The 17179-nt window shown below is 49.4% G+C and carries 18 protein-coding genes; 9 read left to right on the top strand and 9 right to left on the bottom strand.

The features are described 5' to 3' along the window. Nucleotides 1–170: 170 nt before the first annotated feature. From ACEPPP_RS19590 to ACEPPP_RS19565, 6 genes are read left to right on the top strand one after another with little or no spacing between them, the layout of a single operon-like run. Nucleotides 171–3164 (top strand): type I restriction endonuclease subunit R, encoded by a 2994-nt coding sequence (locus ACEPPP_RS19590; RefSeq protein ID WP_374091010.1) that lies wholly within the window; start codon nt 171–173, stop codon nt 3162–3164. Continuing rightward, nucleotides 3157–4464: a restriction endonuclease subunit S gene (locus ACEPPP_RS19585; RefSeq protein ID WP_374091009.1), complete on the top strand. Its 1308-nt coding sequence runs from the start codon at nt 3157–3159 to the stop codon at nt 4462–4464. Before ACEPPP_RS19590 ends, ACEPPP_RS19585 begins: the two co-directional genes overlap by 8 nt. Beyond that, the gene (locus ACEPPP_RS19580) at nt 4461–5525 is read left to right on the top strand and encodes an AAA family ATPase (RefSeq protein WP_374091008.1); all 1065 of its coding nucleotides are present in this window, start codon (nt 4461–4463) and stop codon (nt 5523–5525) included. Before ACEPPP_RS19585 ends, ACEPPP_RS19580 begins: the two co-directional genes overlap by 4 nt. 10 nt (nt 5526–5535) lie before the next feature. Further along, a complete protein-coding gene (locus ACEPPP_RS19575; RefSeq protein WP_374091007.1) occupies nt 5536–7143 on the top strand; it encodes a type I restriction-modification system subunit M in 1608 nt (535 codons plus the stop codon). A 4-nt stretch (nt 7144–7147) separates the two neighbouring features. Beyond that, entirely contained in the window at nt 7148–7633 is a 486-nt protein-coding gene (locus ACEPPP_RS19570) for a hypothetical protein (RefSeq protein ID WP_374091006.1), read from the top strand. A gap of 35 nt (nt 7634–7668) precedes the next feature. After that, nucleotides 7669–8133 (top strand): hypothetical protein, encoded by a 465-nt coding sequence (locus ACEPPP_RS19565; protein WP_374091005.1) that lies wholly within the window; start codon nt 7669–7671, stop codon nt 8131–8133. A 131-nt stretch (nt 8134–8264) separates the two neighbouring features. Here ACEPPP_RS19565 and ACEPPP_RS19560 read toward each other — a convergent pair whose 3' ends face one another. From ACEPPP_RS19560 to ACEPPP_RS19535, 6 genes are all read right to left on the bottom strand, one after another. Beyond that, entirely contained in the window at nt 8265–9221 is a 957-nt protein-coding gene (locus ACEPPP_RS19560) for a tyrosine-type recombinase/integrase (protein ID WP_374091004.1), read from the bottom strand. Nucleotides 9222–9257: 36 nt separating this feature from the next. Further along, complete coding sequence (locus ACEPPP_RS19555) at nt 9258–9677, bottom strand: putative toxin-antitoxin system toxin component, PIN family (protein WP_374091003.1); 420 nt, start codon at nt 9675–9677, stop codon at nt 9258–9260. A gap of 1 nt (nt 9678) precedes the next feature. Continuing rightward, the gene (locus ACEPPP_RS19550; protein WP_374091002.1) at nt 9679–9966 is read right to left on the bottom strand and encodes a ribbon-helix-helix domain-containing protein; all 288 of its coding nucleotides are present in this window, start codon (nt 9964–9966) and stop codon (nt 9679–9681) included. A 685-nt stretch (nt 9967–10651) separates the two neighbouring features. Next, a complete protein-coding gene (locus ACEPPP_RS19545; RefSeq protein ID WP_374091001.1) occupies nt 10652–10942 on the bottom strand; it encodes a hypothetical protein in 291 nt (96 codons plus the stop codon). A 95-nt stretch (nt 10943–11037) separates the two neighbouring features. Beyond that, nucleotides 11038–11556: a hypothetical protein gene (locus ACEPPP_RS19540; RefSeq protein WP_374091000.1), complete on the bottom strand. Its 519-nt coding sequence runs from the start codon at nt 11554–11556 to the stop codon at nt 11038–11040. Between the two features lie 77 nt (nt 11557–11633). Then, nucleotides 11634–12281: a hypothetical protein gene (locus tag ACEPPP_RS19535; RefSeq protein WP_374090999.1), complete on the bottom strand. Its 648-nt coding sequence runs from the start codon at nt 12279–12281 to the stop codon at nt 11634–11636. A gap of 458 nt (nt 12282–12739) precedes the next feature. On the opposite strand from ACEPPP_RS19535, the gene ACEPPP_RS19530 reads away from it, so the two are divergent. Genes ACEPPP_RS19530 through ACEPPP_RS19520 form a run of 3 tightly spaced genes read left to right on the top strand, consistent with a single transcriptional unit; the run spans nt 12740 to nt 14565 of the window. Then, on the top strand, nt 12740–12964 hold the full coding sequence (locus ACEPPP_RS19530) for a hypothetical protein (protein WP_374090998.1): 225 nt from the start codon (nt 12740–12742) through the stop codon (nt 12962–12964). After that, nucleotides 12918–13289 carry a LexA family protein gene (locus ACEPPP_RS19525; RefSeq protein WP_374090997.1) on the top strand — a complete coding sequence of 124 codons (372 nt, stop codon included), beginning with the start codon at nt 12918–12920 and terminating at the stop codon, nt 13287–13289. The genes ACEPPP_RS19530 and ACEPPP_RS19525 overlap by 47 nt, the downstream gene beginning before the upstream one ends. Continuing rightward, nucleotides 13270–14565 carry a Y-family DNA polymerase gene (locus tag ACEPPP_RS19520; RefSeq protein ID WP_374090996.1) on the top strand — a complete coding sequence of 432 codons (1296 nt, stop codon included), beginning with the start codon at nt 13270–13272 and terminating at the stop codon, nt 14563–14565. Before ACEPPP_RS19525 ends, ACEPPP_RS19520 begins: the two co-directional genes overlap by 20 nt. Before the next feature lie 15 nt (nt 14566–14580). On the opposite strand, the gene ACEPPP_RS19515 is transcribed toward ACEPPP_RS19520, so the two are convergent. The 3 genes from ACEPPP_RS19515 to ACEPPP_RS19505 all read right to left on the bottom strand — a co-directional run bounded on the left by ACEPPP_RS19515 (nt 14581) and on the right by ACEPPP_RS19505 (nt 17173). Next, a complete protein-coding gene (locus ACEPPP_RS19515; RefSeq protein WP_374090995.1) occupies nt 14581–14892 on the bottom strand; it encodes a hypothetical protein in 312 nt (103 codons plus the stop codon). Nucleotides 14893–15152: 260 nt separating this feature from the next. Beyond that, on the bottom strand, nt 15153–16037 hold the full coding sequence (locus ACEPPP_RS19510; RefSeq protein WP_374090994.1) for a hypothetical protein: 885 nt from the start codon (nt 16035–16037) through the stop codon (nt 15153–15155). A gap of 368 nt (nt 16038–16405) precedes the next feature. Next, on the bottom strand, nt 16406–17173 hold the full coding sequence (locus ACEPPP_RS19505) for a hypothetical protein (protein WP_374090993.1): 768 nt from the start codon (nt 17171–17173) through the stop codon (nt 16406–16408). Between the last annotated feature and the right edge of the window lie 6 nt (nt 17174–17179).

The following is a 17179-nucleotide window of genomic DNA, read 5'->3' as shown; positions in this document are numbered from 1 at the left end:
ACTCTATTCATTCGAATGACAGGCATTCGGTCTTTACCGTTCGCTAAGCTTCATAGTACGTGATGATATACGGAAAGCGCCCCCCTTGAAGACCGCTGATTTATTGAGTTTTTTACCAACCTGATAAAAACATCTACAATCAGTCACAGAACATTTTTTGAAAGTTATAAATGACCACAAAAGAAAACCAGATCGAGGAAAGCTTAATTGGCAAGCTCACCGATCTTAAATACAGCTATCGCCCAGACATCCGCGACCGCGAATCACTTGAGCAAAACTTCCGCCAGAAGTTTGAGGCATTAAACCGCGTTCACCTTACCGACGCCGAATTTGCCCGTCTGCGCGATGAGATCATCACCGCCGATGTTTTCACCGCCGCACAGGCTTTGCGCGAGAAGGGCAAATTTACCCGCGAGGACGGTACCCCGCTGGAATACATGCTGGTCAATCTCCGCGACTGGTGCAAAAACGAGTTTGAAGTCGTCAACCAGCTTCGCATCAATACCGACAACAGCCACCATCGCTACGACGTTATCCTCCTGATCAACGGCCTGCCGTTAGTGCAGATCGAGCTGAAATCGCTGCACATCAGTCCCCGCCGTGCTATGGAACAAATCGTCGACTACAAGAACGACCCCGGCAACGGCTTTACTAATACACTGCTCTGCTTTATGCAGTTGTTCATAGTCAGCAACGAAGGCAATACTCTCTATTTCTCAAACAACCGCAACCAGCACTTCAGCTTTAACGCTGACGAGCGCTTTTTGCCCATCTACCAGCACGCTGACGAGAACAACAACAAAATCGCCCACCTGCACGACTTTGCCGACGACTTCCTCGAAAAGTGCAGCCTGGGGCGCTTGATCAGCCGCTACATGGTCCTGGTGCAAAGTGAGCAAAAAGTCCTCATCATGCGCCCATACCAAATCTATGCGGTCAAGGCCATTGTCGAGTGCATCCACCAGAATCGCGGCAACGGCTATATCTGGCATACCACCGGCAGCGGCAAGACACTCACCTCTTTCAAGGCCTCCACCTTGTTGAAAGACAACCCCGACATCGAAAAATGCATGTTCGTGGTGGACCGCAAAGACCTCGACCGCCAGACCCGCGAGGAATTCAACAAATTCCAGGAAGGCTGCGTCGAGCACAACACCAACACCGAAGCCCTGGTGCGCCGCATGCTCTCTGAGGATTATGTCGACAAGGTGATCGTTACCACCATCCAGAAGCTGGGTCTGGCGTTGGATGAAAACAGCAAACGCAACAAAGCCAAACAAAAAGAAGGCAAACAGACCTATAAGGAACGCTTAGAACCCATGCGCGACAAGCGCGTCGTATTTATTTTCGACGAATGCCATCGTTCCCAGTTCGGCGAGAACCACAAGGCCATCAAAGAGTTCTTCCCCAAGGCCCAACTGTTCGGCTTTACCGGCACGCCGATCTTTGACGAGAACGCCACCTATCAGCAGATCGATGGCAATGTCGGCTCATACAAAACCACCAAAGACATCTTCGAAAAAGAGCTGCACGCCTACACCATCACCCACGCCATCGATGACAAAAACGTGTTGAGTTTCCACATCGACTATTTCGGCAAGGAGGGGGATAAAAAGCCAAAGAAGGGACAAACGCTGCCACCGGAAGCCGTCATCAACGCCATACTGAAAAAGCACGACAGCGCTACTGACCATCGCCGTTTCAACGCGATACTGGCTACAGCCTCCATCAACAACGCCATTGAATACTACGAGCTATTCAAAACCATGCAGGCAAAAAAACAGGCCGAAGATGAAACTTTCGAGCCGCTACACATCGCCTGCGTCTTCTCGCCACCGGCAGAAGGCAACAAAGACGTGCAGCAGCTACAGGAAGACCTGGCGCAGGAAAAGGAAGACAACAAGCAAGAGCCGGAGAAAAAGAAGGCCGCGCTTAAAACCATCATTGACGACTACAACCGCCAATACGGCAGCAATCACAGCATCAACGAATTCGACCTCTACTATCAGGATGTGCAGCAGCGCATTAAGGATCAAAAATACACTAATGCCGATTACCCGCGCAAGAACAAGATCGACATCACCATCGTGGTGGACATGTTGCTTACCGGCTTCGACTCCAAATACCTCAATACCCTGTATGTGGATAAAAACCTCAAACACCACGGCCTGATCCAGGCCTTGTCGCGCACCAATCGCGTGCTCAACGACAGCAAGCCCTGGGGCAACATCCTCGACTTCCGCTATCAGGAAGACGAAGTCGACGCTGCCATCAAACTCTTTTCCGGCGCGGCCATAGACCGGGCGCGGGAAATCTGGCTGGTTGACCCTGCCCCCAAGGTGGTGGAACAGTACAAAGCAGCCGTGGGCAAGCTGGAAACCTTTATGACCGCCAAGGGGCTGCCCTGCGAGCCCTCGCAAGTGGTCAACCTCAAGGGCGATACTGCCAAGGCGGAATTCATCAACCACTTCAAAGAGGTTCAAAAGCTCAAGACCCAACTGGAGCAATACACCGACCTCGACGAGCAGAGCAAACAGACCATCGAACAGAAACTACCCACCGATACCCTGCGCAGCTTCAAGGCCGCCTATCTCGACACCGCGCTGGAACTCAAGCGTAAGCAAGGCAAAGGCGATGAAATTGATCCAGCAGTGCAGCAACTGGAATTCGACCTGGTGCTGTTTGCCTCTAGCCTTATCGATTACGACTACATCATGGGGCTGATTGCCAAATCCACTCAGAAGACCGGCAAACAGAAGATGACTCGCGCCCAACTCATTGAGCTGATCAGCGCCAACGCCAACCTGATGGAAGAGCGCGAAGAGATCGTCGCCTATATCAACAGTCTCCCAACCGGCGAAGTGCTTAATGAAAAAGAGATTCGCACAGGCTATCAGGCCTTTAAGGCGCGAAAGGCCGCAGACGATTTAGCCAAAATCGCCGGCCAGCACAGCCTGCAACCGACGGCGCTGCAAGCCTTTGTCGATGCCATCATGAGCCGCATGATCTTCGACGGCGAACAGCTTACCGACCTGCTTGCGCCGCTAGGGCTCGGTTGGAAAGCGCGACGTGAAGCTGAACTAGCCTTGATGGCAGACCTGGTGCCCTATCTGCAAAAACTGGCAGGTGGGCGCGAGATATCGGGATTGAATGCGTATGAGTAAGCAAGAGAAAAAGGGGTTAGTGCCGGAGCGACGTTTTCCTGAGTTTCGGGATGCGGGGGAATGGCAGGTAACAAAGCTAAAACGCTTGGCAAAACGCACTACGCTCAGAAATGCAGATTGCTGTGTAACTCGTGTTCTGACAAATTCAGCAGAATTTGGCGTTGTTGATCAGCGCGATTTTTTTGATAAGGATATTGCCAACCAAGGCAATCTTGATGGGTACTATGTTGTTGAGCAGGGGGACTACGTTTATAACCCACGAGTATCCACACTCGCACCTGTTGGGCCTATCTCAAAAAATAAAATTGGCACTGGTGTAATGTCGCCGCTTTATACCGTATTTAGATGTGATAACAGCAACAACGAATTTTTTGAGCATTACTTTAAGACAGCGCAATGGCACACGTACATGCGTTTTGTCTCCAATAGTGGCGCGAGACATGATCGTATGGCAATCACTGCCGACGATTTCATGGATATGCCTCTCCCGGCACCGAAGCCAGAAGAGCAACAAAAAATCGCCGATTGCCTCACTTCCATCGATGAGCTGATCACTGCCCAAACCCAAAAACTCGACGCCCTCAAGACCCATAAAAAAGGCATGATGCAGCAACTCTTCCCCGCCGAAGGCGAAACCGTGCCTAGACTCCGCTTTCCTGAGTTTCGGGATAAGGGGGAGTGGAGAACTTCTATTATCAAAGATATAGCATCTGTGGTTACAGATTATGTTGCGAATGGTAGTTTTCAATCCTTGCGTGAAAACGTGGAGGTTTTTGATTCAATAAACTTCGCTTTCTATGTAAGGCTTACCGACCTTAGGCTTGGTCTTGGACATAAAGAACAAAAGTATGTAAATGAAGCTAGTTATCGGTTTTTAGAAAAGTCGGCGCTATTCGGCGGTGAACTTTTAATGGCTAATATAGGGGCAAATGTTGGTGAAGTTTGGCAAATGCCAATAATGGAAATGCCAGCCACATTGGCGCCTAATATGATAATGGCCAAATTCAAATCGAGTTTCTATACTAAATATGTTTATTATTTTTTGAATAGCGATATTGGCAAAGACAATATATCTAAAGCCATAGGTGGGGGGGCGCATCCAAAAATTAATAAAACCGACCTAAAGCAGGTTGTTGTAAATTTTCCTAACACACTGAAAGAACAACAAAAAATCTCTGACTGTCTCGCTTCTGTCGACGAGCTGATCACCGCCCAAGCCCAAAAACTCGACGCGCTAAAGACTCATAAAAAAGGCCTGATGCAGCAGCTTTTCCCGGATATGAACGAGGTGTACGCATGAGCCTAGAAACTATCGCGACTGAACTTAAAGAGTTGAAAGACTACGTTGTTCTGATATTTGCTTTTAATGCCACGGGGAAGACGCGATTATCTGTTGCCTATAAGGACGCAACAAAAGACCCAAAAACAGGAAAACATGCGGGCGTTTATTACAACGCTTTTAGTGAAGATTTGTTTGTTTGGGATAACGATGAAGAAAATCAAGGCGCAAATATACGGCTAAATATATTGCCCAGCAGCTTAAATCAATTTCATAGTTTTCTTTATGAAAATCCTGACATGGTTATGGAAAATCTGGCGTTGTACGCACCGAGTTATCGGTTCCGATTCACACCATATGATGATGCCGAGAAAGGAATCGAATCTGTTACGTTCTTTTTAGAGAGTGATGAAGCGGCTGCTATTAAAATATCACGCGGGGAAGAGCGGATTTTTGTCTGGTGCTTTTTCTTGGCCTTGTTAGAGGTAGATGGATGGGCAGATGAGCAGGATGCTCATATATTCATTGATGATCCGGTGTCTAGCCTTGACGAACATAATATTTTCATTACCGCCAATACTATTTTTCAGCAGATTGAGAAGCACTTTAAGAAAAAGCGCATCATTATCACAACTCATCATATTGGTTTGATGAATATCTTATATAACCTGCTAAAAAAGGGTGAAAAGAGTGATCGGTATAAAAATATAAGTAGCGTAAAAATCCTGAAACAGGCTGGTGATGATTTGGTACTCGAAGATTTTACGAAAAATGTATTTCTTTATCATTTGCATTTGTTACAGGTATTGGATGAGGCAAGAAAAGGGCAGCTATACACATACCATTTTGCTTTACTCAGACAGCTTCTAGAGAATGTTGCATCATTCTTGGGTACAGGGAGAATTGGCCATACCCTGTCACAAATAGGTGTGACAAAGCCTGATGACGCAGCAAACGTCGTCAATACGCATTCGCATAAGAATGTCTACTATGATCAAACTGAAATGATGAATGCCACTGAACAAGACTATTTCAACGACATATTCAGCAAGCTCGTTGAGAAGTATCAGTTTGTGGTTTAGGCAGGAAACTATGACCAAAGAAGAACTTAACCAACTCGGCAAAACCCTCTGGGAGATTGCCGACCAATTGCGCGGCGCGATGAATGCCGACGACTTTCGCGACTATATGTTGTCGTTCTTGTTTTTGCGCTACCTCTCCGATAACTACGAAGCGGCGGCGCAAAAGGAGCTGGGGCGGGACTATCCCACTCCTGCAAATGACGAGCGGCGTGCGCCATTGGCGATCTGGTATGAAGCGAATGCCAGGGATGTTGCCGACTTCGAAAAACAGATGCGTCTCAAGGTGCATTATGTAATCGAGCCGCAATATCTGTGGAGTACCATCGCCGAAATGGCACGTACCCAACATCACGATCTGCTGGATACCCTGTGGAAGGGCTTCAAGTACATCGAAGAAAAGTCGTTTGAGAGCACCTTCCAGGGGCTGTTCTCCGAAATTAATCTGCATTCGGAAAAGTTGGGTAAGAAACCATCGGATCGCAACGCCAAGCTCTGCACCATCATCCAGAAGATTGCGGAGGGAATTTCCCGTTTCAGTACTGACACCGATATCCTCGGCGATGCCTATGAGTACCTGATCGGCCAATTCGCAGCCGGCTCTGGTAAAAAGGCAGGCGAATTCTATACTCCGCAACAGATTTCCACCATTCTGTCCGAAATAGTCACCCTCGACAGCCAGGAGCCAAAAAACGGCAAAAAGAAAAAGCTGACTAAGGTACTGGACTTTGCCTGCGGTTCCGGCTCGCTGCTATTAAATGTGCGTAAGCAACTCGATAAGGGTGGTATCGGCAAAATCTACGGGCAGGAAAAAAACATCACCACCTACAACCTGGCGCGCATGAATATGCTGCTTCACGGGGTGAAGGATACCGAGTTCGAGATACACCACGGCGATTCATTGCTCAACGACTGGGATATTCTCAACGAGATGAACCCGGCCAAGAAACTGCAATTCGACGCCGTGGTCGCCAACCCGCCCTTCAGCTACCGCTGGGAACCCAATGAAGCATTGGGCGAGGATTTTCGCTTCAAGAACTACGGCCTTGCCCCGAAGTCTGCCGCCGACTTCGCCTTCTTGTTGCATGGTTTCCACTTCCTGAGCGACAGCGGGGTGATGGCAATCATTCTGCCCCACGGCGTGCTGTTCCGTGGTGGCGCGGAAGAACGCATCCGCACCAAGTTACTCAAGGATGGCCACATCGACACCGTGATTGGCTTGCCCGCCAACCTGTTTTTCTCGACCGGCATTCCGGTGTGTATTCTGGTATTGAAAAAATGCAAAAAGCCAGACGACGTGTTGTTCATTAACGCTAGTGAATACTTCGAAAAAGGCAAACGCCAGAACCTATTGCTCCCGAAGCATATCGATAAGATTGTCAATACTTACCAATACCGTAAGGAAGAAGATCGCTATTCCCGCTGCGTTTCAATGGATGAAATCGAGAAAAACGATTTCAACCTGAATATATCGCGTTATGTCAGTACCAACAAAGCAGAAACTCAAATCGACTTACAGGTGATCAATGCGGAGCTGGTGGTATTAGAGCAAAAAATCGTCGCCAGCACTGACCGACATAACGGGTTTCTTAAGGAATTGGGCTTGACGCCTTTACCATAGAAGTTTGCCTGCTGGAAGCACCGATGAAAAGGGCTTCCCTGGAGAAAAAGGCTTTGGCCACGAGGAGTGGAATTTCCAATTCGAAGACGCTATAAATGGTTGGGTGTACGGTTACATTTATACGTGCCCATCAATTAATTATCAGCAACCCTTTCGTTTGTATTTCTACTCGATCCACCCGACTACAAAAGAACGCCTACTAGTCGGTTGTTATAGGGAAGCGGAACTTGTCGATGAACGCGAGTACAAGGAGCTGTTACACCATTTTCATTCAAGAGGCATTCTGGAGCGACGTGTGCAAGAACTGCTGCGAGTCGCTCCATCCATATCTCAGCGGGCGGCTCGTAAAGAAATTGAAAGCTCTCTTAAAGAATCGTGGATAAAGGTCAAATGTCCGGTGGATTCAATCGAGATATTTGATCCACCATTTAAACTTTCTACTCAAATCGGGGATAAGACTCTATCCCACCGATTCAAAATGTTTACGTAGTTGACGAAGAACAATTACTTGCGGAGCTTTCGCGTATGCCCGAGCCCGGCCAAGCCAATGTTAGAGTTGACTTAGCGGAAGATAGATATTTCCGGGAAAGCCGAGAGAACCTTAAAGAGATTATTCCTCGACACAATGCCTTGTCCAATATCCTATGCCGCTGGCTCGAAGCGCGCAATATTGTTCCAAGGCAAGAGACGCAGGATGTCGACGTGGAATTCGAGCACGGCGGGTGTTCTTATCGAGTAGAGATAAAGATCACTTATGGTGCTGGTGTTCGTCATTCATTACGTGAAGCGATAGGCCAACTTCTCGAGTACAACATTTATCCAGGACGCGACCGATACGACAAATGGATAGTGCTTTTGGACTGCGAACCCGATCAGCAACATATTGAGTACGTAAACGCCCTCAGAACAGAGTTCAACCTACCGCTCCATTTGGCATGGCACAATAGCGAAGAGTTCGCATTCTGTGATCCATGTCCAGGGATCTTTTAATAGTTGATATTTCCTGCCGTTTCCCTGGACTCCTTTAGGATAACGGATGAAATGGTGCGTTCTGGTTCTAATGATGGACATTAAACATTTCGATACGATCTGTTGAATGTCGACATAGGCGGCCTCGCTGATCAATAATTCACCTTGAACGTCGGACTGTCCTCCGGCCGGGTCTTGCGGTGATCATAAATCCGTGTCGTCGCGATATTCGCGTGACCGAGCCATTCCTGCACCTTGGCGATATCCGCTTGATGGTCGAGCGCATTGGTGGCGGCGGTAGCTCGTAAGGAATGCGCTCCGATCGTAAAGCCCAATTCGGTCGAATACGCGCGCACGAGCTTATAAATGCCGTCGGGCGTAATGGCCTTAGCCGATCCGGTTTTCGTGTTGTTGCTGACCGGCCTAAACAGGGCGCCGGACTCGTCGCCGCCGTGCCCAGCCAACTCCAGATAGTCATGAATCAGCCCGCCGGCGGCCGGATGCAACGGTACATAGCGGGTCTTGCCACCTTTGCCGGCCACTTTCAAATGCGGCACGCCGCGCCGCTCGTGCTTGAAGTCTTTCACCTTCAGTTTGCACAGTTCCTCGCGCCGCAGCGCATGGTAGAGCAGGGTAGTCAGAATCGCCTTGTCGCGCAGGGTGCGCAGCGTCGCCCCGGAAGGCGCGTCAAGCAATTTCCGTGCCTGGTGGTCGCCGAGCGCCGGGGTCCGGCCTTCGGCGCTGTCGTTCTTCGGCCGCTTGACGCCCTTGACCGGGTTATGGGTCACCGCGTTTTTGTCGCACAGATAATCGAACAACGAGGATAAAGCCGACAAACGATGCCGGATCGTCGCGCCGTTCAGCAGCCGATTCCCCAGCTCATCCCGCCAGGCGATCACATGCGCTCGGGTGACCGTCCGGAACTCGTCCGGTTTCTGGATCCCGGTAAAGGCCATAAAATCTTTGATCGCGTTTTCGTAAGCACGGCGGGTGCAACGATTGGTCAGATTTGCAAACCATTCGACCTCCGGCGGCACGTCGGCCAGGCGTAAAAAATCTTCGGCGGTCAATAGCCGACCGGTGGACGGGACGATTTGAATGTCGGTCATATCTTCACCGCGCGCAAAGCAGAGATTGAATGTAGTTCATGGCAACAGCCGCGTCAGCGTGATAAAGTCGCGCACGGACACAATCTTAGTGCCTTCGTAACGAGCCAGCGCGAGCAGGTGCGGCTTATCGCCGGTGACCAGGTAATCTGCTCCACCGCCGAGTGCGAGGGCCAGCAAATAATTATCATCAGGATCCGGCGATACCTCCACCGGGGGCAGACTATCAATCAAAACGGCAAGCTCGCGCAAATTATTGATTAGACGCCCGGCCAATGACGGCTTCAGGCGCGCGCTGATTTTGGGATAGCGGGTCACGCGCATCAATTCTTCCAGCTGCAGGTCGGCCGTCAACAGGTCAAAACGACCGCGCCGCCACTGGGTGAGGAGTTGGGCAGGCAAGGACGTTTCGATCAGCAAGGCGCTCACCAGGACGTTCGTGTCCAGCACCACCCGCATGTCAGGATTCTGGCTTCGGTGGGCTGGCCAGCGTTTGGCGCCGCTCGTGCCGGACGGATTCGGTGGCTTCGTCAATCAGGTCTTGCAGTGCCTCGGGGTCGAGATCGCTGAAAGCGGCGCGCGTCTCGCTCAGCGTTTGCTCGAAGACCCGCCACCGCACGGCCTCCTCAATGAATTTGGACAGATCGCCTTTTTTGAGCCCGCGCTGCGCGAGCAAACTGCGCACCGCGATGTCGGTGTCTTTCGAAACCTTGACCGTCCAGCGCGTGGTGTTGTCGGGGGTTGCCATGGACTGCCTCTTTAATAAACGTTTATGCGCTTAGCTGTTTAGCTGTTTAGCTGTTTAGCTGTTTAGCTGTTTAGCTGTTTAGCTGTTTAGCTGTTTAGCTGTTTAGCTGTTTAGCTGTTTAGCTGTTTAGCTGTTTAGCTGTTTAGCTGTTTAGCTGTTTAGCTGTTTAGCTGTTTAGCTGTTTAGCTGTTTAGCTGTTTAGCTGTTTAGCTGTTTAGCTGTTTAGCAATATAACATGATATGAGGCTAAGTGCGAGGGTTTTTGGATGCCATTCAACTCTTGATAAAATACGTTATCAAGAGTTAAAGGCGGGGGAAGGGGGCTGTAATTTTTGTAATCTTCTACATTATTTGGCGTAGATTTTTTGGCATTATTTGGCGCATAGGGGCCAGACACAGAAAGCGAAAAATGGTACGTTGAGGGGTGTAAGCCGGAACCCCAGAAAATTTTGTTCCTTGGTGTTCATTCCGATCAAAACAGCCCGGCATTCCGACTACAAGCTCAGCCATATTTTGAACGCTGGAGATCGGCCAAAACCTGCCGATTAAAGAGAGAAAATAAACGCCTCGTCAATCTCCTAAAGCCGCCTGTCGTAACGACAAGCTCAGTCGATGCCAAAAGCGCGTTAGCGTTTTGGATGTCGAATGGCGCGACTGGTTATGGGTTGGGTCATTGTGCACGGTATTAAACTCCCAGGTTCACTTTTTCTCGAAGCACGAGGCCAGCTACGCGCTTTGCATTTTCAGCATTCCCAGCTAACCCCATGCGTTCTTTTTCAAACGATAGCAGGCACTGCGCGATAACGTCCTCTTCCTTTCCTTCAAGCACAAGGCGAAAGACGGTTGGAAGATACCCGTAGTATTCGTCTCTAGCCTCAGTGATTTCCGAGACTCCTATTGGGTCCCACTCGCGCCAGAGAATCTCGTCGATTCGGCGGTACAAGTCCATTTGAGCCGGAGGCAGTTTTTGTCCCATTTCTTACCTACAACGTTCCACTTGAGCTGCGGCTTGCCCTGGAGCGCAACGAAAGGGTAAGCCGTCGGACTCAAAGTGGCTGTTAGCTGCGTAGTTCATTCGAGCCCAAGTGCCCACTCTGGAGCACCCTGTAATGTCCCTTGTTCCACGGGATCGAACTCAGAGAGCAGTTTTCCCGTCTTAATGTCCCGAAGCTCATAGTGGTCAGGCGTAGAGCCATGCGTTGAGCTTTGCCTAAGAGCGATCTGGCTAGAGGCGCCTCTAAAGCCCCACTGCCAAATTGGCAGACCGTTGCCTCTGAACTTGGTGATCACCTTGCCGTTCTGTTGCAGTACGACCTCTAGCGGAATAGGGTATGACGTGCAACAGCTCGGATAAAGCGATAACCAACCGGCCATCGTCTTATCTTCTGAGATTTTCGGATTTGCGAACCCCACCTGATCTTTATCTGCCCCTTCGTGTCCCGTATCCAGTGGCGCCAAATGGACAGCTCCGTCTTCAGTTAAGACGAGGAGGCTGCTCTCTTCCGGCAGTTCAATCGAGACATACAGTGGCGATGCGGCTACGGTTTGGCACGTCAGGAACAGCGCAAAAAACAGAATCGAAAGGTTCATAAGCAGCTAACGTCTGAATTCACCGCTCTGGCGCGGCTTGCCGCGACAGGTCCGGTGGAACGATGGGCCGGCCCTCGTCACCAGAACTTCCACCACGGCGAGCGGGAACGTTTGTACCGAACCAACGGAATTGACTCAGGTTCAAGCAGAGAGGCATCGATATAGCCCTCAAGCTGATAACCTAACTGCTCCTTCAAGGCTGCCTCCCCAAGGTCCAGAGGGTGAAACGGAAACGGGTAAGCCTCCTCATCATCTTCACTATCGACCGCGGGATGTTCTCCGGACCAGTACGGTTCCTCAAAAGGCAGGCGCTGCCCGATGTCTTCCATGATGCCACTATCCGGAGACAGACTCAGGGAACGCACTAGCTTTCCATTTACCCATATTGCATAAGCAAACCAATCGACCACGCTGTGCATGGCGTGAAGGGTGACGGTTCCTTTGCCACCGGCAGCGATGAACCGCTGCGGTAGCTTGGACGGGTAATCGATGCCGAATTCTTTGGCTGCGACAATCGCTACCCTCGGAAAGCAACCAATATGCACTTCATTATCCGGCGGACATGTATAGGCAAGATCGCCATCCCCAATGGGTTGAAGCTTCTCATCTGGAAAGAGGATATTGGCAAGCTCCTGAGTTGCCTCGCGGTCTAACTGTGGCTTGGCAGCGAGTGCCTCGCGCGCATTAGAGTCCGCAAGTACGAGCATCCAAGTCTTCGCACCCATAGATCAGCTCCTGTAGCTTAAAGAGGCCCAACAAGTAATTATCTAGGGCTGTATATCTACGCCTAAACCTATTCTTTTGCAAACGCAATTTAAAAGAAGAAGCCTGAAGCCTTAATTTACTAGGCGGGATAATACATATATTCTGCATGATAAACAGATCTAGATAACTCCAAAAGAGACATTTAGAACGACCGAAAAGCCCCATCAACCGACCTTTAAGTATCAGAAATGATCGGCTGGTTCGGGTCGTTTGCGAACCCTTGACCCGTAACGTAAGCAACCGGGCTCATAGAATTGTCGTCACATGCGTTTATATGCTAATGCCCATTTTCGCACGAATCCTTACCGTCCCCCAGAAAGCCAAATCCTGATGCGCCAAATAATTCCAAAAAATCTACGCCAAATAATTTAGAAAATTACAGGAAGAAAGGAGCCGGATTCAGGCAAGGGGAGGCAGCATGAAAGTCATTCTCATTCTCGTGAATTATTTTTGGCAGTTCGGCCAAGGCCGATTACAATGCCCAGAAAGAGAACAAAAAGAGAACATATTTTCTGCTGATGATACCACCTTCGCCCCACCGTACCGTCTTAACCGATCCCCAGCGGGCCGTCCGTCTACAGCGGTGGCGGCTGCCGTTGTTTGCCAACAAGATCGCGGCGGGCTTTCCATCGCCGGCCGATGATTATGTCGAGAAAACCCTCGACCTCAACGAGCTCTTGATTACCCAGCCGGCGGCGACGTTTTTCGGCCGCGCCGAAGGCGTCTCGATGATCAACGCCGGCATTTTTCCAAACGATATTCTGGTGATTAATCGCGCGCTCGAACCCACCCCCGGCAAGATCGTCGTTTGCGCGGTGAACGGCGAGCTGACCGTCAAGCGTCTGGAACGCGACGGCGAGCGCTGGATTCTGAAAGCCGAAAATCCGGAGTATCCCGATATTCCGCTCCATGATGATCTGGAGATGGTGATCTGGGGAGTCGTCACCCATGCGATCCACGCCCTGTAAGACGCGCCTCGCCCTGGTCGATGCCAACAATTTCTACGTCAGCTGCGAGCGGGTTTTCCGGCCGGACCTGATCGGCAAGCCGGTCGCCGTGCTCAGCAATAATGACGGGATTTTCGTGGCTCGCAGCCAGGAAGTGAAGGATTTTGGAATCAAAATGGGCACGCCCGTGTTTAAGGTAAGGCACCTGATCAACCGACATAAAATTCATCTCTTCTCCTCTCACTATGGGCTCTACGCGGACATGTCCGCCCGCGTGATGTCAACGCTAGAACAGTTTGCGCCGAACGTGGAGGTCTATTCGATCGACGAGGCGTTCCTGGACCTGACCGGCGTTTGTGATCCGGACCCGATCGCCTACGGCCAGCAGATTAAAAAGACTGTGTTCCGCGCGACCGGCATTCCGGTCTGCGTCGGCATGGGGCCGACCAAAACCTTGGCGAAACTGGCGAATTTCGCGGCGAAAAAGTGGAAACAAACCGGCGGCGTCTTGGACCTAGCCGACGCGGAGCGCCGGGAGAGATTGATGCGGATCGTATCAGTTGACGAGGTGTGGGGCATCGGCTCGCGCACCGCCGCGAGACTGAACCGGCTGGGCATCCATACCGTCTTGGACCTGGCCAAGCAGGAGCCTGACAGAATCCAAGACCAGTTCAATGTCGTAGTCGCCCGCACCGTGATGGAATTGAATGGCATCGCTTGCCTGGAACTGGAAGAAATTGCGCCGGACAAGCAGCAGATTATTTACTCGCGCAGCTTTAGCCGCCGGCTGACGGAATACCAGGAACTGTCCGAGGCCTTGGCCGCCTTTTGCAGCCGCGCCGCCGAAAAACTAAGAGTCCATAATTCGGTGACGGGCTACATTACCATTTTCCTCCGAACCAACCTGTTCAACCCGAAAGAACCGCAATATCAGCGGTCGGCGAGCGCGAGGCTCCCTGCTGCCACACAGGATACCCGTGTGATCATCGGCGTGGCCAATCGTTTATTAAAGGAGGTATTCAGGGAAGGTTACAACTACCAGAAATGTGGCGTGCAGTTAAGCCATATTCAGCCAGCCACGCTTCCCGAACAGATGGATCTATTCGATAGGGAGGCGTTCGCTCATACAGAGAGCGAAAAGCTCATGCAGGCTATGGATCAGATTAACCGGCGCTTTCCCAAAGGCATTGCGATCGCAGCCGTCGGTTTTGATCATGACTGGCGGCCCAAGGCGGAGCGGATTTCAAAGCGCTATACCACGGATTGGCGAGAACTGGTTATCGTCAAAGCGAATTGACCGCTCGCTCCGCCGTCAGGCACCGATTTCTTTTTGGCTTGTTTGTTCTTCCTCGATTCGCTTTTGAATGCCATGGGCGTGTTCGCCGTTGAAAAGATCAATGGCAAAATCGAGATCGATAATTTTCTTGGCGAGCAGGTCGCATAGCCCAGCCCGCATCGCCACCAGCTTGATGAGGGTTTCGTCCTGCGGGTTTTTCCGGGCCAATTCCTCGTTGCTGTTGGCTGCCTTGGGATTGAGGCAAAAATTCGTGGATTGTTCAGGTGACGATTCTTCGGCCCATACAGGAAGACTCAAGACCATGAAAAACAGGGCTATTTTCAGCATAATGGCTCTCTAAATTCGGAAAACTTTAGGAAATGTCTTTTCCTAACAGCCTAGCTGAAATTATGAGTTTAATCTGCGAATCTCTGACACGTTCTTTTAGGAAAAGGAGAAAATATAGCTCTTTTTATCGACAGCAGTCGGCCAAAACAAGACAATCAAGAATTTAACGGTAATGGCAGCTAGAATTCTAAAAACAGCCGTTCAACTCAATTTACGCTAAACAGGATGTGCGTGAGATTGTCGTTCGAGAACAGCCCAAGTTAGCTTGTCTCAGGCACAGAGCTCTGGAAAATATCAAATCTTTCAACCATTTGTTCTAGGCGAGCCCGATGTTCTTTACGTTCCTTTTCGCTTTGTTGAAAGTTCGAAAATAGGAATAAGCCATATGGGGGCTTGACCCCATACCTCATTAATGGCTCGCGATCCTGCAGGTTGCGATGTATTTCATATATGTTGTCCAGTATCTCTTCGCTGCCATTTAATGCATCTTCAGGATTTGTTCGGCTCAGCAAATCCGAGGAACGTAGCAATGTGAGTAGGAACCACATAGTCCAATTCTCTGGCAGATGGCCGAATAATCTATTAAAAAATGAAAGAAGCCCTGCTATCATTGAGAAGATCCTATGGGTTGGGTCTGGATAGCTAGGATGTTTGTTAGGGAAAAATGTCTCTGAATATAGACTCCCAAGAGACGAACCAATATTTTCAGCCAGAACAAATTGGTTGATGTCTGGATTAATATTTTTTAAGTTAGCTTTTGTTCTCTTTCCGAATGTAATAATCGTCGCAAATATTTGCGCACCCATATTATCTGCTCGTGCCTCTATCGCCACTGTGTCATCTCTGTTCCTATCTCGATGACTATTGTGAAAGTTAAGGTAATGCGCCAATTCGTGGGATATAACGAAAAGGGAAAAAAAGTATTTGTCTAAAGAGTTGTTTGAATACGAACAAAAGTCTTTAGAAACTCTTATTCTTGAAGATGCGCCAGAGCCAATGTAACTTGCTAAGGAACAAATGTTTACCTCAAGCTCATGTTTGACCTCGAACTTGCTACTATAAAAGAAAAAAGATTCAAGGTCTTTAAAAGCAGCGACCGCTAAATCTCTTCCAGAAAAAGAGGCTTTGTTTGTTATGCTTGCCATTAAACCAGTTCCCCCTCAAATAAATTTGCGTTCCACATAAGATTTTTCGTTACTTAATGTCATTTAAATTGAATAGCAGCTTTGCTAAAATTGCTGTCGTCAGATTGAATAACACTAGCTGTAGTGGCCCGATAACATAAATTACAGGAACCGATTACATCCGGTTTTCGGGACCACATTAGCTGATAATATCGGAGCACTCTGGCCCACATTAAATGAGAATGAGCCCAGATTAATTGAGAACAGCCCGATAACATCGGGTAGGAACCACATTAATTGAGAATGGCTTATTCTACTCCGCACCGCCACCAATGCAGCGAGGTTTGAAAGGTTGTAAGAAGTGATTTGTCCTGTTTTTGAGAGGGTGGTTACAAAAAAAAGCAGGCATTGATGGTGGCAACCACTTCCTCAAATATGGCCTTTTTCTTTTTGACGATAGCGGATGTCTGGCTTTCCTGTCCTATGCATAGATCGGCTTGCATCAACATTTCTTGTTCACCGGCCTTTATCATTACAATCCTCCCCAGCTCTCCCAGTTTCTTATGATCGAAGACATAACAAAGCCCTCTATGGTCATATCCAATGAATGCGGTGACATCAGGTGGTAAATCATCAGGACGCAACTGCCTCAACCCTGGCCGTAGTGGTACTCCCTCTGCAAGCCATTGCAATTTTGCCTGTTGGAGTTTTGTTTTTCCCAGTTTCTCAAGCCCTTTTTTTATTTTTCTGGGGTTTGGCGTATGCGCTATTGGGGGTAGGTTCCGTTGTATTCCTTTTTCCTCTTCTTGGGTTCCCCTGTCCATAACCTCCGATAGAAGATCGGCAATATTTTTGGCATCCTGGAATAACCGCATCTTTTCGTCATGCACAAAATATTGTCCTAGCCCTTTACTCAGCATGACCTCAAATTCTCCCGTAACAAGAAAATTGCCATCCATAATGGTATTACTCACACTGAGGTGTTTGTACCGCAAAAGTGTTTCGCAACAGGCGTGGACGAGCGGTTTCATTTTGTCGTCAATATCTGGGTACATATCTTCGGCAATAGCCTCATTCAAAACAAAGTCGATGCTATTACCGCGTAATTCAAAGCGGTATAAAAAAATAGATACATTATTCCCGGCTATATTTTTCAAATTCAC

The sequence above is a fragment of the Methylomicrobium lacus genome (genome assembly GCF_041897535.1).
GTDB classification, from domain to species: Bacteria; Pseudomonadota; Gammaproteobacteria; order Methylococcales; family Methylomonadaceae; genus Methylomicrobium; species Methylomicrobium lacus_A.
This window is presented reverse-complemented; position numbering and strand designations above follow the sequence as displayed.

What these genes read in the sequence shown, in the direction of transcription:
- ACEPPP_RS19520 (WP_374090996.1), top strand. Translation starts at nt 13,270, where the DNA reads ATGCGATCCACGCCCTGTAAGACGCGCCTCGCCCTGGTCGATGCCAAC.
- ACEPPP_RS19555 (WP_374091003.1), bottom strand. Translation starts at nt 9,677, where the DNA reads ATGCGGGTGGTGCTGGACACGAACGTCCTGGTGAGCGCCTTGCTGATC.
- ACEPPP_RS19550 (WP_374091002.1), bottom strand. Translation starts at nt 9,966, where the DNA reads ATGGCAACCCCCGACAACACCACGCGCTGGACGGTCAAGGTTTCGAAA.
- ACEPPP_RS19540 (WP_374091000.1), bottom strand. Translation starts at nt 11,556, where the DNA reads ATGAACCTTTCGATTCTGTTTTTTGCGCTGTTCCTGACGTGCCAAACC.
- ACEPPP_RS19575 (WP_374091007.1), top strand. Translation starts at nt 5,536, where the DNA reads ATGACCAAAGAAGAACTTAACCAACTCGGCAAAACCCTCTGGGAGATT.
- ACEPPP_RS19565 (WP_374091005.1), top strand. Translation starts at nt 7,669, where the DNA reads ATGCCCGAGCCCGGCCAAGCCAATGTTAGAGTTGACTTAGCGGAAGAT.
- ACEPPP_RS19590 (WP_374091010.1), top strand. Translation starts at nt 171, where the DNA reads ATGACCACAAAAGAAAACCAGATCGAGGAAAGCTTAATTGGCAAGCTC.
- ACEPPP_RS19585 (WP_374091009.1), top strand. Translation starts at nt 3,157, where the DNA reads ATGAGTAAGCAAGAGAAAAAGGGGTTAGTGCCGGAGCGACGTTTTCCT.
- ACEPPP_RS19510 (WP_374090994.1), bottom strand. Translation starts at nt 16,037, where the DNA reads ATGGCAAGCATAACAAACAAAGCCTCTTTTTCTGGAAGAGATTTAGCG.
- ACEPPP_RS19545 (WP_374091001.1), bottom strand. Translation starts at nt 10,942, where the DNA reads ATGGGACAAAAACTGCCTCCGGCTCAAATGGACTTGTACCGCCGAATC.
- ACEPPP_RS19580 (WP_374091008.1), top strand. Translation starts at nt 4,461, where the DNA reads ATGAGCCTAGAAACTATCGCGACTGAACTTAAAGAGTTGAAAGACTAC.
- ACEPPP_RS19515 (WP_374090995.1), bottom strand. Translation starts at nt 14,892, where the DNA reads ATGCTGAAAATAGCCCTGTTTTTCATGGTCTTGAGTCTTCCTGTATGG.
- ACEPPP_RS19535 (WP_374090999.1), bottom strand. Translation starts at nt 12,281, where the DNA reads ATGGGTGCGAAGACTTGGATGCTCGTACTTGCGGACTCTAATGCGCGC.
- ACEPPP_RS19530 (WP_374090998.1), top strand. Translation starts at nt 12,740, where the DNA reads ATGAAAGTCATTCTCATTCTCGTGAATTATTTTTGGCAGTTCGGCCAA.
- ACEPPP_RS19560 (WP_374091004.1), bottom strand. Translation starts at nt 9,221, where the DNA reads ATGACCGACATTCAAATCGTCCCGTCCACCGGTCGGCTATTGACCGCC.